This is a genomic window from Neoaquamicrobium sediminum (assembly GCF_040970315.1).
GTDB lineage: Bacteria > Pseudomonadota > Alphaproteobacteria > Rhizobiales > Rhizobiaceae > Aerobium > Aerobium sediminum.
In genome coordinates this window covers 217,122-232,974 of sequence record NZ_JAZHFV010000004.1, presented here as the reverse complement: position 1 = coordinate 232,974, position 15,853 = coordinate 217,122, and the positions used below count along the sequence as shown (strand labels likewise).

Below are 15,853 nucleotides of genomic sequence, written 5' to 3'. Positions count from 1 at the left end.
CATGGCCGCGCTCCTGTTTACACCTGCCAGGCTCCGGGACCTCGATCTCGCCAACCGGATCGTCGTGTCGCCGATGTGTCAGTATAGTGCCGTGGACGGAACCGCCACCGACTGGCATCTGGTGCACTATGGAAGCCTCGCCCTGTCCGGGGCGGGGCTCGTCATACTGGAGGCGACGCACGTGGAATCGCGCGGGCGCATTACTCAGGGGTGTCTGGGCCTCTATGCCGATGCCCACGAGGAAGCTCTGGCGCGGATCGTTGCGTTCGTCCGGGAACGAACCGACGCCAGGATCGGTATCCAGCTTTCGCATTCCGGAAGGAAGGGCTCGGCGCGCCTTCCCTGGATCGATCGCGGCCGTCCGCTGACCGTCGAGGAGAACGCCTGGACCACGGTGGCGCCGAGCGCGCTTCCCTTCGCCGATGGCTGGCCCCCGCCCCGGGCGATGGACCAGGAAGATCTCCGGACCACGCTGGAAGCTCATGTGGAGGCGGTGCGGCGCGCCGAACGCGTGGGGTTCGACCTCATAGAGGTCCATATCGCGCACGGCTATCTCCTGCACAGCTTCCTCTCTCCGCTGTCCAATCTTCGCGACGACGGTTATGGCGGGGGCATGGAAGGGCGCATGCGCTACCCGCTGGAGACGTTCGAGGCCATGCGTGCCGCCTGGCCGGCAGCCAGACCCATGGGCGTCAGGGTAACGGCGTGCGACTGGGTCGAAGGCGGCTGGCAGGCCGGCGATGCGGCCGTCTTCGCCGGCGAACTGGCAAAGCGCGGCTGCGACTATATCGCGGCATCTTCGGGCGGGACTTCGCCGAGACAATCCATTCCGCTTTCCGAAGGCTACCAGACTGCTTTCGCATCGCAGCTGCGGCAGGCGTCCGGGTTGCCCACCATGGCGATGGGCATGATCTTCAACCCGCATACGGCCGAGGCGATTCTGTCGCGCGGGGATGCCGATTTCATCGCGCTCGCCCGCGCCATGCTGCACGATCCCCATTGGCCATGGCTTGCTGCGGCGACCCTCGACGAGAACGTCGCCTATCCTCCCCAATATGTCCGCGGCTATCTCTCACCGTTTCTGCGCGAACAACGGCGGCTGGCCGCTGGAGCCGGAAGGACCGGCAGCGTTGTTTGAGGTTGTGATGATCATCAGGAACTGCCTAGCTATAGATAAACCGCCTAACAGGCTTGGTCTGTAGCCGAACCGCGTCGCTGAGCGGCTCGCCAACGCATTGATCGAGGTATCCACGCGACGGCCAGGACGATTGACATCTTCCACCGTGGCAAGAGTGTCGCGGCTCATCAGCGCCGATATCGCGGGACGCCGCTACGGCACAGTCGGCTGATCAACAGCCGTGCCGAGGGCCTTATCGACAAGCCAGAATTCGAACCGCGTATCGCGAGTCTGAAACAACGCATTTCTCAGCTTCAGGAGCGCCGCTGGGTGGCGGTCGAAGTGGCCGAGAATGCGAGTTCTCACTCCTGATCGACCGTTTGGAAGACCGCGCTCACCTTCCACGCGACCATAGACCGGTCGGAGCGGTTCGGCTCCAGCCAGGCGGTGGGCGCGCATCTGGGGCTGACGCCGAAGCGCCAAGGTAGCGGCATGGCGCGGGTCCGCGTAGCGGTCGCTCGCTGGCCGTCATCCTGCACGCATGTGGGCGACGCCACTGAATTCCGCTTTGAAAAGCAGCCTGCCGCACTGGCGACGCAACCCACGACCGACGGAGGGAGCGATGGAGCACGCCGTGCCAACAGAGCTTTCGGCTGAAAGAGCGATCTCCGGATCGTTCGTGGAGACGGTGGGTAGGTGATCTCGTCGAGAGACCCGAACCTGCCTAAAAGGTTCGCAGGTCGTGAAGCAGATTGAGAAGCCTCGCTCTCCACCCATCATGCGGCAGCCTAGGCGCTTACGGTGAAGAGAAGCGGGTGGTTCGCCGCGCGGTTCAGAAGAAAGTGCAGGAGCAATTAACCACAACGCCCCCCAATCAGATGTCAGACGAAATGAGAATGTGCCCCCGCATTGCCTCAAGCAAATGTTACCGATAGTGTTGATGCTCCAACTGGGATAGCCATGGATTGCTGTTCCGGTTTTGGGGGTTGGATGGCGGGCTCAGCATGGCGACACGGTCGGAGCTGACAGCGGCGATCGTTGAGCGCTATCGGATGGCGCGCCGAGACGACAAGGGCCGGATTCTGGATGAGTTCGTCGCGGTCACCGGCTATCACCGCAACACGCGATCCGGTTTCTGGGCCGTCGCGAGAAGAAGCCATCCGGGAACAAGAGCCACAGCCTTCGTTATGGCAGCGATGTCCGCGAGGCGCTCATCGTGTTGTGGGAGGCATCGGAGCGGCTATGCTCCAAACGGCTACGACCGTTGATACCGGTCTTGTTGCCGGCGCTTGAGCGGCGCGGTCGGCTTGGGCTGGATGACGCGCTCCGCTCTGAGCTGCTGTCGGTAAGCCCGGCGACGATGGATCGGCTTTTGACCGAGGTCCGCATTGTCGCTCGCGGCGGCCAGCGCCGCCGGGCAGGAATGAGTTCAACGGTTCGCCGCTCGGTTCCGGTGCGCACCTTCGGCGACTGGAACGATCCTCCGCCCGGATATGTCGAGGTCGATTTTGTGGCGCATTCGGGCACGTCTTCGTCGGGGAACTTCGTGCAGACGATGGTGCTGACCGACATTGCCACCGGCTGGACCGAATGCGTTCCGGTCCGCACGCGCGACAGCGGCAATGTGATCATCGGTGATTTCGATGCTTCGCGGCGATCTCGGACAGCCGCCGGACGGGTGGCCACAAGCGTTACAGAAGAAGGTCCAGGGGCGAGAAGCCGATCACGGCGCGGCCCGGTTCTGATCCCCGAAGCGGATTTGGCAGGGATCCGCAAGCAGCTGGAGGAAACGCTGGGCCGCGAGCCGAGCGATGCCGAGGTCGCCTCTTGGCTGATGTACCCAAGGTGTTTACCGATTTTGCCGCGGCGCAGGAAACCTACGGGCCAGTCAGCATCCTGCCGACCGCGGTCTATTTCTTCGGCATGCGGCCCGAGGAGGAAGTTTTATCGATCTCGAGCGAGGCAAGACCATGGTGATCCGCTGCCTCGCCATCGGCGAGACCGACGACAAGGGCATGGTCACCGTCTTCTTCGAACTCAACGGGCAGCCGCGCAGGGTCAAGGTTCCCGACCGAGCCCACGGCGCGGGTGGCGGCAAGGCGCGGCCCAAGGCGGAGCCGGGGAACGAGCGCCAAGTAGGCGCCCCGATGCTGGGCGTCATATCCGCCGTCGCGGTTTCCGCCGGTCAGGCGGTCAGCGCCGGCGACGTACTGTTGTCGATCGAAGCGATGAAGATGGAGACCGCGCTGCAAGCCGAGCGCGCCGGAACGTCGCCGAGGTGCTGGTTCGCACCGGCGACCAGATCGACGCGAAATACCTTCTTCTCGTAATTTCTTGAAGAGATCGAAGCGCCCTGTAGAACGAAATGCACCAACAGGGTGATGGTGTGGATGACCTCCGCTCTCCGGCATCAAAGTGTGCCACAATCGTTGCCGAGGCAACACGAGGGGAGTCATCCACGATGCATCCTACCACCATCGGCATCGATCTTGCCAAACACGTTTTCCAGGTCCACGGCATTGATGCCGCGGGCGAGGTCGTCATCCGCAAGAAGCTTCGGCGCTCGCAGGTGAAACCATTCTTCGCAAAGCTCCCCGCATGCCTGGTCGGCATAGAGGCGTGCGGCACGGCGCCCGATTGGGGACGGGAGTTGACAGAGCTTGGCCATGAGCTGCGGCTGATGCCGGCGGCCTACGTCAAGCCGTATATCAAGCGCGGCAAGAACGACGAAGTCGACGCGGAGGCAATCTGCGAGGCGGTGACGCGACCGACGATGCGGTTCGTGCCGATCAAGAGCACCGAGCAGCAGGCGGTGCTGATGTTGCACCGGACCCGCGATCTTCTGGTTCGCCAGCGCACCATGCTCGTCAATTCGCTGCGGGGACAACTCGCCGAATTCGGTCTGGTCGCACCGCAGGGCGTTTGGCGTCTCGCGCAGTTGCAAGCACTTGCCGAAGACGCTTCCGGCGCCGTGCTGCCGGAGCCTGCACGGGAATGCGCTGCGCTGATCCTGAGGCAGATTGCGGACGTGCAGGTGAAGATCCGCGAACTCGAACGGGTGATCATGGCGCGTCACCGGGCGAACGAAATGAGCCGGAGGCTGGCGACAGTCCCGGGCGTCGGCGTGATCACCGCCACCGCTATGGTGGCGACGGTCGCCGATGCGAGCGCGTTCAGATCGGGCCGCCACTTTGCGGCCTGGATCGGGCTTGTTCCGAGGCAGAACGGGACCGGCGGCAAAGTTCATCTCGGCCGCATCTCGAAACAGGGTGAACCATATCTGCGACGGCTGCTGATGCTGGGCGCCACCGCGGTGGTCCGTTATGCCCGCAACAAGCCGGAATTCGCCGGATGGGTGAATGCGCTTCTGGCGCGACGACCGGCGCGCGTTGTAACAGTCGCGGTGGCGAACAAGCTTGCGCGGATTGTCTGGGCGATCACGCGGCGTGGCGGAGCGTTCGGGAAAGGTCATTCGGAATAGCCTGAGGCTGATTTGGCCATGAACCGCGACCTGTAGTATATCGAACGAAACGATCATTCGAATTGGTGGGAGCGACGAACGACATAATGGCATCCGGTCGACAGCCCGATGATCGAGACAACCCGTACCTGTGCACGGGCTTCGAATCCGCTAACGGTGATTGGGACTTGATCGGCGGACAGCCATTAAGGCCCGCGGCTCATATGATCCGCATTAGCGAGGCCGGACAGATGACCGCAACGACCAAGTGCTGTAATGTCCGAGTTATTCCTGCCAGGCGGGTGTCATCCACAGTGATGGTGTGAACGATGCCTGCCCCCAACTTTCCAGAATGTGTCGACGGGGCGAAGATATCGCTCGTCAAAATTCAACTGGGGGCACCTTATGAACATGGAAGCTATGACGATTGGCCTCGATCTGGCCAAGAACGTTTTCCAACTGCACGGCGTGGATGCCATGGGGCGGGTTGTCGTCCGCAAGAAGCTGCGCCGATCGGAGGTGGTTGCGTTTTTCAGTAAGCTTGCCCCGTGCCTGATCGGCATCGAAGCTTGCGGAAGCGCGCATTACTGGGGGCGGGAGTTGGCAGCACTCGGGCACGAGATTCGTCTGATGCCCGCAGCCTATGTGAAGCCTTATGTGAAGCGCGGCAAAAACGACGCGGTGGATGCCGAAGCGATCTGCGAGGCGGTGACGCGTCCGACGATGCGCTTCGTCGCCGTCAAGAGCGCTGACCAGCAATCGATCCTGATGCTGCACCGGACGCGCGACCTGTTGGTGCGGCAACGCACCATGCTGATCAACTCCCTGCGTGGCCAGATGGCGGAATTCGGTCTGGTCGTCCCGCAAGGCGTGTCGAAGATCAAGGAGTTCGCCGAGCTGATCAACTTCACGCCGTCGACCGTCTTGCCGGATACGGCCAAGTCTTGTGCCGGGATACTTCTACGGCAGATCGGCGAGTTGCAACAGGAAGTCGGTTCCATCGAACGCTCGATATTGGCCTGCCACCGATCGAGCGAGGTCAGCCAGCGGCTGGAGACGATTCCGGGCGTCGGCACCATCACCGCCACGGCGATCGCAGCAACGGTGGCCGACGCCAAAGTCTTCGAATCCGGCCGGCACTTTGCCGCCTGGGTAGGTCTTACGCCAAGGCAGTCGGGAACCGGCGGCAAGGTCCATCTGGGCAAGATCTCGAAGAAAGGGGAAGCCTATTTGCGACGCCTTCTGGTTCTGGGCGCGACCGCGCTTATCCGCTATGCCAGGAACAGGCCGGAGATTGCGACGTGGATCAATGGATTGTTGGCGCGCCGGCCACCGAGGGTGGTCATCGTCGCGGTGGCCAACAAGTTGGCTCGAATCGCCTGGGCCGTCATGGTCGGCGGCAAGGAATATAGAGGTGGAGCGGTGAGCGTCTCGTAGTGTCCGTAAACCGGGAATAGTCGAACCGAACCACTTCAACGGAATGGCGGGAGCAGAAACGACGTAATGGCTAAGGGGTCGCGTGTCCGACGACCTGGAAAACCCGAACCTGTGCAGGCACCTCGCGTGCGTCACTGTTATTGGGACCAGGTCAGCGGACTTGCCATTAGGGCCGGCGGTTGTCGAACCGCGTGAAGAGGCCGGAGGGATGACCGCAACCGACCATCCAGTCAAAACGACGAAAAAGCTCTTGCCTGGCAGGCATCGTTCAGGGATGCACAGGTGTGAATGAAACAACAGGCAACGGATTGCGACGAAACGCAACGCTTCGGTAGTGATGAATCGTTGCGGATTGTTTCGGGCTGTTGCGGCCGGCAGGGCGGCGTGACAGCCTGATTGCATGATCACGAAAAAGACAGCGCTGAAAGAAGCTGGCCGGTTCGCGGCTGCGCTCGATGGACCGCTGGGGCGGCGTGCGATGCAGCCGGCCATCCGCGATTTTCTTCCGTTGTTCCGGGAACTGCGCGCATCAGGAGCGAGCTGGAGCCAGATCGCTTCCCTCCTTGCGGCCGCCGGCGTGCGTTCGGGCTCGGGGCAGCCGCTCGCCAACAGCGTCCTGCGTGCGATGGTGTCGCGTGCGGAACGGGAGGCACTGGTATCCGACAGCGAGAAGAAAGAGGCCGCGACGAGCGGGCAACCTTCCGGCCGGCGTGTGAGGGTATCGAAAACCACTTCGCCGCGCCTGACCACAGCAGCACCCCAGCCACATGGTGTAACCCAGCCTGCTGCGTTGGGGGATGTCGCCGAGCGTATCCGGCGGGCATCTGCGTTGCGGGGGCAGACCCTGGCATGATGGCAGGTCGCTCTGCCCCGCTTCCCGACGATTATCTTCAGGAGCTTCGTGATGAGATCGCACCCTGGCTGCGGGTTCTCGGGCTGTTTCCCGGTGATGTCGTCGATGAGCTGGCGGCGGCCATGGTGGATTTCCTTCATTGCCGGAAGCTCGATGCGGGTTCGCATACTGCTGGCACTGTAAAACGCGTGCTGCTGGAACTGGCAACCGACTCCAGGATCGACGCCAAGTTGACGATCATGGACGAATTCGTACTCGGCGCCTTCTTCGGTGAAGTCCCTGGCGCGAGCATTGAACTGTCCATCGGCGGCGGCGGACAGCATCGACGCCTCCTGCCCGAGGGGGAAGCGCCGTTCGCTGCCACGTTCAAGACACTGTCACGACTGGGGGACGACGGCATTCCGTCAACGGGCGTGGTTTACCGGCGCCGTGCCGAAACCCTTGCCGACCGAATTCCGCCCGATGCGTCGCCGGGCGATCTGGCGGGGTTCGTTGCGGGGCTTGCGACCATCGTTCTGGAAGGCGCCGGCACGTCGGCACGGAAGACACGCCGAATCGGATCCATTGCCGACCGCCTAGTCGCGGTGGGCAGTCCCGGGGACACATCCGTGTCCTCGGCGCTCGGCAGCCACTTTGCCGGGCTTGACCTTCCTGGGCAGGCCGCCTTCATTGGCGAGATCGCTCCTCCCTGCCTCGAAGACGCGGCTGCTAAGGGCCTGTCAGACGCTCTTGTGCGTCTCATCTTCCAAGAGTTACTCGACCATGTCGCTTCGAGCGAGCGTCGTGCGTTACTTAGGCTGTTCGCCCGCTTCTTCCCGGACGCACTGACGGGCTTTGCCGGGCTCCTGGCGGAGCGGGTCGAGCTCCAGTATCGGCTGGAGAACGATGCGCGATCTGCACGGCGGGATGCCAGGCGCTGGCATGAGGCGCATGCCGGATGGAAACTGATCGACGCCGTTCTTGAGATCGTCTGGCCCGATCCAGGCAAGGGAATGGGACGGCGGGAACGTGCTGCCGGGGTGGAGATTGTTCGGGCGATGATGGCGTTCTTCGGCGGAGGCGATCAGGCGGATGACGATGGAGATAAGGCGGCGAAACGGGGATCGCGGATACGCAGGCAAGTAACCGATGAAGGGCTGCAAAGCGCATACGTCGCAAACGTTGCAAACGTCTCGGTCAACCGCGAGCATGTCGATGTGCTCGCATCGCTGCGGTCGGTAATCCACAAGCTCGACATTGTGCTTGGCGTTCTTGATCGCCGCGCGCTGTTCGAGCTTGAGCCGAATTCTTCCAGCGACCCCGCAGTCCGAAAGGAACTGGACGAGCTGCGGTGTGCGATCGGCGCCCTCCAGCTGTGGCGACGCGAGCTGACTTACAAGCGGCAGCGCGGCGAGTATGAGAGGGACGCTTCATCAGAGCCACGCGCAACCGGTGCCCGGGTCGTCCTGCCGCGAATGCCTCAGGTCAAAGCCGAGGGGATGGCCGAGAACGAGACGGCAATCCGGAAGATCGTTGCCGCAGCCCAGGTGCTGGTTCCCGACATTTCCTGACCAGACCGGCGGGCCCTGTCGATCCCCGTGGTTTGACATTCTGATGTCGTTACGGCGGTTTCCGCAGCGGCTGCGGTCACGCTGATCCTGTGTTCAACAGCGCAGGAGTTCAGCAGCGTGACGTTTACAGGCAACACAACATCGGCAGGGACGGTAGGCGGTCCACCACCGCTCCGGACATTGAGTTTCTGCACGGGAATGGCGGGCGACAAGGCGGCGTTTCAGCTGGCCGGAATCGCCTGCGAGATGGTCGCGGTGGCGGAGATCAATCCGCTCGCCTCGGCGGTTCTCGCCCAGAAATTTCCCAACGTGCCGAACCTCGGCGACATCACCAATCCCGCCATCGACTGGAGTTTTTACCTTGGCAAGATCGACATCCTCACCGCAGGCCTGCCCTGCCAGCCCCACTCAATCGCCGGCAAGCGCAAGGGAAACGGCGACATCCGGGACCTCACGGACCCGTTTTGCGACATCGTCGAGAAAGTCCAGCCGGAGTGGATCCTTGTCGAGAACGTCGAAGGCTACAGAAGTTCGGAAGGCGGCAAGGCCTGGCGTACTCTCCATCGCCGTCTGCGGGCCGGAGGCTACGTTGTTGCAGACCGGGTCATCGACGCCGCCGACTTCGTCCCGCAGCGACGAAAGCGGTTGTGGATTCTCGCGCATCGCGGAAGCGCCGGCATCTCACCTGAAGCGGTACTGGCTCACGCCGCAGCAGGCGCTGCGGGTTCTGGAGTCATCGAGTCGGAACGGCAAGAAGCTGTCGCCGATCCTGCTGGAGGGACTTTTGTCCTCTATCCGCCGCGGCTAGGGACGCTGGTTGCGAGCGGCTCCGGGCTTTGCAAGCCAGGCATGACTGGAGCGGATCTGCATTTCCTGGTGGTGCAGGTCGACCCGGAAGCCGGTCTCATCGTGCGGCGTCCGACTCCGCTGGAAGCGATAAGGGCGCAGGGGTTCCCGGACGACTGGCTCGACGGGATCACTTTCAAGGGCAAGGCGCTGAGCTATCCGCGCATCTGCCAGCTCGTCGGCAACGCCTGGCCAGTGCCAGTCGCAGCCGCAATCCTGACGGAAGTCCAGAAGGCGCGGACCCAGACGCAGACGCAGGAGATGGCGGCAGCCGCCTGACGGAAAATCATCATGTACGCGATCAGAGGCCGGCGCGAGCAGCGCCGGCCTTTTGCGTTCAAGGCGCAGAGCTTTCCCATGCCGCGCCCGGCCACCGGCGCCCGCGTCCACCAGATCCGTATGTCGTTACGGCAGTCGGCCACCAGTGTTGCGGCTCAATGGACATATGAACAACACAAGGAGTTTTCTCTCATGTCCAGAAGCAAAACCAGCCGCTCGACAGACGCGGCAGCCAATCCCGCAGGTTCGCCGTCACTGATCTTCGTCGGCTCCGACAAGGGCGGCATCGGCAAGAGTTTTGTCACCGCGCTTGCCGCCGATCTGCTGGATGTCGCCGGCATTGCCCCGCGCATCGTCCAGATCGACGAGCAGGAGCGGCTGCCGGCGCTTTATCCAGACCGCGTAACAACGGTGTCGCTCGCAAGCATGGACGACGTGCGCCGCGATCCGGGCGCAATCGTTGCGGCTTTCGATCCGCTCTATGCCGCGATTGAGGAAAGCATCGCCGATCACGTTCCGACCGTTGTCGACATCGGCGGTCCGCAGCAGACGGCCGTCGAAGAATATTGCGGTCTGGTCGATCTCGACGCCGATCTTGTCGAGGCTGGCATAAGCGCCGTCTGGCTGGTGCCGGCGACCGCCGAACCCGAAGCCATGCGGGCTGCGGTTCGCACGTCGGCTGCGATCCAGCGGGTTCTGCCTTCGGTGCGGCGCACGCTGATCCTCAATGAGCGTGACGGAAATTTCCGATTCTATCCCGGCTCGCCCGCCGACCGGATCTGGGGCGCTGAGCTCAAAGCTCTGATCGAAACGGTCGTATCGGCCAGGATTCCGGCCATCGCACCGGGCTCATGGGCGCCGTTCGAGGCGGCGGGAAAGCGCTTCGTCGACGTGGTGGCGGCCGAGATCCCGCAAATCCAGCGCTGGACCGGACGCAGCCGCCCTGCGGCAAAGGTGTTGCGCGGCGATGTCGCCTTCTTCCTGTCTGCGGCGCAGGAGGCGCTTGGTGATCTGATCGGGCTTTCCCATGGAGGCTCCGATGCGCAATGACACGGCGGCCACGGAGTTCGAGAAGAGGCTGGAGACGGCCAGGAAGGAAGGCGCGGCAGGTCGGGAGGAACTCCTTCACAAGCTGGCGCGCATGCCGATGGACAAGGTGATCGCGCTGCCGGCGAGCTCCCTCGCCCTCCTCGGACCGCATGGGCTGGCGCAGCTGGCGGCGATGCGCGAAGGCCTTGCCGGAGTTGCGCCTCGGACCGTCGCTGCGACCGTAAGGCCACAACCGGAGAAGGGCGGCAAACTCAAATCTGTCGCGACCGTGCGTCCGATCCGCTCGGCGCTGATGATGGTGGTGTCGATCATCGCCATCGGCCTTGCGGTGGATCTGGCTCAGGCTTTTCTGGTATCGGCATTCCTCGATCCCGGGATCCGTCCGCGCGAAACGTCGCGCTGGCCGGCATGCCCGCGTCTCGATGCCCATGTCGATGGCTGCGTCTACGTCACCGGTGGCGGAACCCTGTCGCTTCGTCGCGTAGCCTCGCTGACCGGGATTGCGGTCGATCAGGTGACCGGCGCCAACCGTCATATTTCTACTGCTCCGGAAACCGCGCTGCCGCGAGGCAGCCAGGTTGTGATCTGGCGTGGCCGGCTCAAACTGTCAGGAGCCCCGCAATGACCATCCATCCCCTGACGCCGCGCAAACCCCGGCTGCCGGCGGCACTCGCCTACGTCGTCGCGTTTGCCGTCATCTTCCTCCTCGGCATCGCGGTTCACTTCGTAGCGTTCCCGCCTCTTGCATGGCTGCCAGCTGCCGATGAGGCTCGCACTGCCGATCTCTCCTTCATGTTCCTGATGGGCCAGACGCTGCTGGACGAGGCCTTGTTGTCGCCCAGCCTGTCGTCCCGGATCAACGGCATTCTGGCGCTGCCTTGGACGATTGTGGATTCGCTGCGGCTCCTCGATCTGCATGTCTCACTTGCCATTCGGACAGCGGCAATCATCCTGGCTGCGATGGTGTCGGGAATGACCGCACACAAGCTGGTCATGGACCGCACGCTCGCCCAGCCATCGGTGCGGCATCTCAAGGGGCCGCGCCTGCTCAGCGGCCGGGCGGCAGGTTCGGCGCTTCTGGCCGCCTGGCATCGCCGTTATGGCGTGACGGAACCGGGCATTGACCTTGCGAAGGGAATCCCGATGCCGCGCCAGCTGGAAACGGAACACTTCCTGATTGCCGGCGGCACCGGCGCCGGCAAGACCACCATCCTGCAGTCGATGATGGAGGGCGTGATCGAACGCGGTGACAGGATGCTCGCGCTTGATGTCAAGGGCGATGTCACCGCAAGGTTGCCGACCGGCAAAGCGGCGCTGCTGTCGCTGGGCGATGCACGCAGCCGGCGCTGGGATCTGGGGCTCGACGTCGTGAGCGGGGAAGATGCCGAGGAACTGGCAATGGAGCTTATTCCGGAAACCAGCGATCCGTCCTGGAGCGCCGGCGCGCGGCGGGTGCTCGCATGTCTGGTCGGCTATCTTCAGGACGAGCATGGCCGCTCGGCTCGAAGCTGGTCGTGGGTCGAGATGGAGCGGTTGCTCATGAGCCCGATTGAGGTGCTCTACGGCACGGTCCTGGAACGCGAGCCGGCCACAGCCATCTTCCTGGACACGAGCCAAGACGAGACCCGCAAGCAGGCGATGTCGTTCTATCTGGTTCTGATCGCCAATGCGCTGCCCGTGGTTTCCGCCTGTGCGCGGATGGGATCCCCGAAAGGGCCGGGCCTCTCGTTCCGACAATGGGTCACGGCGGCCAACGCACCACAGGTGCTGATCCTGCGCCAGTCGCAGCGCTATCCCGAACTTTCGGCGACCATTGCCAGGCTGGGCCTCAAATTCGTGGCCGACGCGGCGGCGGATTGCACGGCGGAAGCCGCTCCGGATCCTGTCTGGCTGATGCTGGACGAACTACCGCAGATCGGCAAGACACCGGCGGTTCCAAGGCTGGCGGCGATCGGCCGCTCCGCCGGCATCCGCCTTGTCGTCACGGTCCAGAGCCCTGCCCAGTTGCGAGAGATCTATGGAGCCGAAGGCTGCCAGCATCTCCTCGACAATCTCACCACAAAGATCGTCGGCAGGACCTCGTCGGGGAAAACGGCGTCGGAAATCGCCGAGCACTGGATCGGCAAGCGAACGGTCGACTACTGGGAGACTGGCGCGCGTGACGCCAACGGCGCAATCCGGAGCGAGCGCAGGACTGCCGACATCCCTGTGGTCGAGCCGCAGCTCCTGTCGGACGGACTTGGCCTTGGCAGCGCTGTGAGCAGCTGCCCGGTCGTGCGCACCCTCGTGCTTGGCCATGGCGATGTCTGCCTTCTCGAATGGCCGGTCGGGCTGTGGCGCGACCGGCGGCCGTCGATGGTCGCGAAGTCTCGCTCATCCTCACCGCTGCCAGTGGGGTAGGTCAGCTCTGACGTTGGCCCACCGCCATGCTCCCGCTCGCGTTGATCGGCTGCAATGTCGTTACGGCAGCGCCCCACCATCAACCGCCACACTGGTTCGCAAAGAAGCGGTGGAGGCGGCGATGGTGGCGACCTGGAACCCGGCGGCGGCATCGGGCTATTATTTGCGTCAGTCGGATTACTATCTCGGCGGCGAGGAGCCGGCAGGAATCTGGCATGCGCCGGCGGGCGACTTTAGCCTCTTCGATGGCGCGAAGGTGGACAGGGGAGAATTCGAACGGCTGTTCCTTGGCCATGATGCCGAAGGTAACTCCCTGCTCTCGAAGGCCGGCAGGCGTCTCGATAGGACGCCTGCCTTCGATGTGACATTGTCGGCGCCGCGCTCGGTCTCGCTCGCCTGGGCCTTTGCCGATCCGGCAACAAGGGTGCTGATCGAGGAGGCGCAGGCGAAGGCCTCGCGCGCCACGCTTGATCTGCTGGAGCGCGAGGCGGCGTTCGCCCGCCGCGGCAGGAACGGTGCCATCATCGAGCCGGTCGCGCTGACCGCTGCCTGCTTCCAGCATGGCGAAAGCAGGCCGGCAATCCATGCTGACGGCCGTGTCTTCGCCGATCCCAATTTGCATACCCACTGCGTCGTCCTCAACATGGCGGAGCGCGCCGACGGCAGTGTCGGTGCGCTCCATTCCAAGATCCTACGCGACTGGAAGATGGCTGCCGGTGCCACCTATCATTCGGCGCTTGCCGCCGAGCTTCAGGCAATCGGTTTTGGCATCGATCGCATCGGCCGCAACGGCATCTTCGAGCTTGAAGGCGTTGATGATGATATTATCCGCTACTTCTCGGCTCGCCGCAGCGAGATCGAGGCCGAACTTGATCTGGCCGGCACGACGAGTACGGAGGCGGCCGCGCTCGCTGCGGCAGTGACCAGGGCAACGCGCAACGCCAAGGATGGGAAAGCGGCTTCGTCACGGGAAAAAACTTGGCGGAAGGCTGCTGTCGATAGTGGAATCGATGAGCAGAAGTTTACGCAAGGCCTGTTCGTTCATGGAGCCATATTTGCGCCTGGACAGGCAGGGATTCTGCTTCAGGAGAAGATGGCTGCATTGCCGCGGGAATTGACCGAACATGAGAGCGTCATCGACCGGCGTGAACTGGTGCGGGCGGTCACAGCCTCTCTTGTCGGCACCGGGTTTCCGGTCGAGCGAGCCAACGCCGAAGTCGAGCGTTTGCTTGCCGATGGCGCTGTAGTGGAGATTGGCCAGGATGCGCTCGGTCTGCCGCGCTATTCGACCCCGGAGATGATCGAGATCGAGCGCGACATCGTCCGTCTTGCCGGGGACATGGCAACGCGGTCGTGGCACGCCGCCGACCAGTCGGTTCTGACCGTTGGAGACGACACTCTGGTGCTCAACCCGGAACAGAGAGATGCTGCTCTCGCGGCAACCGGCCCCTCGGCGATCGTCATCGTGGAAGGTGCGCCAGGCTCCGGCAAGTCTACGATGCTTGCTCCCGTCGTTGCCGCCCATCGCGCCGCTGGTCTGCGCGTGGTCGGCACCGCGACAGCCTGGCGCGTCGCTAATGCGCTGCGCGACGACCTCGGCATTGAGGCGCGCGCGACGGCCTCCTGGATGGAGCGCCTGAGGCAGGGCAGGTCATTCCTCGATCGCAGCAGCGTTCTCGTCGTTGATGAAGCCGGGCTGCTCTCCTCCCGCGAAATGCATGCCCTCCTGACCGCGATCCATCGCGCCGATGCAAAGCTGATCCTCGTCGGCGATCGTCGGCAGCTTCAGGCGATCGGCGCCGGCCCGGGACTCGATCTGGTCGCGAGCGCCATCGATGCCAACCGTGTCGACACCATTGTCCGCCAGCGGGAGGAATGGACACGTGAGGCCGTCATGGCGTTCGGCCGCGGCGACGCTGTCAGCGCCCTGGCAGCCTTCGCCGATCACGGGCATCTGGTCGAGACGGAGACGAACAGGGCGGCCCTCGATCAAATCGCAACCCTGCGGCGGGAGCACATGCAGGCGACGGATCAGGAGCGGTTCCTTGTCGTTGCCCGGACAAATGCCCAGGTTGCCGCGATTTCCCGCACCGTGCGCAACGATCTGAGGGCGACCGGCCAGCTCACGGGACCGGATGTATCGTTCCGCGCGGTTACGCCGTCCGGCCATGAAATGACCATCGATCTGGCGGCCGGCGACCGCATCCGGTTCCTCGCCCGCAATGACAGACTCGGCGTTGTCAACGGCACCACCGGCATCGTAACGAAAATCGTCACCGCGGAGAACGAAGCCGGTAATCCTGCAGCCATCAGGATCGAAGCCATGGTCGATGGCCGGCGCGTCAGCTTCTCGCCCGACGATCTGGCCGACGAGAGGGGACGGGCCAGGCTGGGCTGGGCTTACGCCACCACGGTCTACGGCTCGCAGGGCATGACCGTTGATCGTGCCGTCGTCTTTCTCGATCCGGCATTCGACCGCCATGCCATCCATGTCGCGGCGAGCCGCGCACGGAACGCCACGACTCTGATCGTGGACCGATCGGCGATCGATATGCGCCTGGCTGCCGACCGCCCGCTCGACCGGCAGGACGATCCGCTCGACACTTCCGAAGACGAACGGCAGAAGTGGCTGGCAGAGAGGCTCTCCCGGGCCGTGGTGAAGAGTTCGACGTTCGATATGAGTGTCGTCAGTTCCCTGAATGCGGGCTCACGGCTGCACGAACGAGACGGACGGAGGTCACCGACCTTGTCGTTGTCCCTTTGAGGAATGGGTCGCAGTTGTCTGGAGGGGCCTGCCGCCGCGAGATTCTTCGTGGCATAAGTTCGGCGGCAGGCGTTATTTCACTGCAAGAGTTACACTC

The 15,853-nt window shown here is 63.6% G+C and carries 10 protein-coding genes and 2 pseudogenes; all 12 read left to right on the top strand.

The annotated features are described in order from the left end of the window. The first annotated feature begins 1 nt into the window (after position 1). Entirely contained in the window at positions 2-1,138 is a 1,137-nt protein-coding gene (locus V1479_RS14340; protein WP_368803487.1) for an NADH:flavin oxidoreductase/NADH oxidase, read from the top strand. 366 nt (positions 1,139-1,504) lie between these two features. After that, a pseudogene (locus V1479_RS14335) lies at positions 1,505-1,774 on the top strand (transposase); the annotation flags it as partial. Between the two features lie 974 nt (positions 1,775-2,748). After that, positions 2,749-3,455 (top strand): annotated as a pseudogene (locus V1479_RS14330) (biotin/lipoyl-containing protein); the annotation flags it as partial. Positions 3,456-3,578: 123 nt separating this feature from the next. Further along, positions 3,579-4,598, top strand: a complete 1,020-nt coding sequence (locus V1479_RS14325; RefSeq protein ID WP_368803486.1) for an IS110 family RNA-guided transposase — start codon at positions 3,579-3,581, stop codon at positions 4,596-4,598. A 390-nt stretch (positions 4,599-4,988) separates the two neighbouring features. Then, positions 4,989-6,014: an IS110 family RNA-guided transposase gene (locus V1479_RS14320; protein ID WP_368803485.1), complete on the top strand. Its 1,026-nt coding sequence runs from the start codon at positions 4,989-4,991 to the stop codon at positions 6,012-6,014. Between the two features lie 400 nt (positions 6,015-6,414). Continuing rightward, positions 6,415-6,867, top strand: coding sequence for a hypothetical protein (locus V1479_RS14315; RefSeq protein ID WP_368803484.1), 453 nt, complete (start codon positions 6,415-6,417; stop codon positions 6,865-6,867). Then, a complete protein-coding gene (locus V1479_RS14310; RefSeq protein ID WP_368803483.1) occupies positions 6,864-8,417 on the top strand; it encodes a hypothetical protein in 1,554 nt (517 codons plus the stop codon). Before V1479_RS14315 ends, V1479_RS14310 begins: the two co-directional genes overlap by 4 nt. Positions 8,418-8,534: 117 nt before the next feature. Next, complete coding sequence (locus V1479_RS14305) at positions 8,535-9,542, top strand: DNA cytosine methyltransferase (RefSeq protein WP_368803482.1); 1,008 nt, start codon at positions 8,535-8,537, stop codon at positions 9,540-9,542. A gap of 192 nt (positions 9,543-9,734) precedes the next feature. After that, the gene (locus tag V1479_RS14300) at positions 9,735-10,592 is read left to right on the top strand and encodes a P-loop NTPase family protein (RefSeq protein ID WP_368803481.1); all 858 of its coding nucleotides are present in this window, start codon (positions 9,735-9,737) and stop codon (positions 10,590-10,592) included. After that, positions 10,582-11,217: a hypothetical protein gene (locus V1479_RS14295; RefSeq protein WP_368803480.1), complete on the top strand. Its 636-nt coding sequence runs from the start codon at positions 10,582-10,584 to the stop codon at positions 11,215-11,217. The genes V1479_RS14300 and V1479_RS14295 overlap by 11 nt, the downstream gene beginning before the upstream one ends. Continuing rightward, a complete protein-coding gene (locus V1479_RS14290; protein ID WP_368803479.1) occupies positions 11,214-12,992 on the top strand; it encodes a helicase HerA-like domain-containing protein in 1,779 nt (592 codons plus the stop codon). Before V1479_RS14295 ends, V1479_RS14290 begins: the two co-directional genes overlap by 4 nt. A gap of 121 nt (positions 12,993-13,113) precedes the next feature. Then, positions 13,114-15,756 carry a MobF family relaxase gene (mobF, locus tag V1479_RS14285; protein WP_368803478.1) on the top strand — a complete coding sequence of 881 codons (2,643 nt, stop codon included), beginning with the start codon at positions 13,114-13,116 and terminating at the stop codon, positions 15,754-15,756. Positions 15,757-15,853 lie beyond the last annotated feature (97 nt).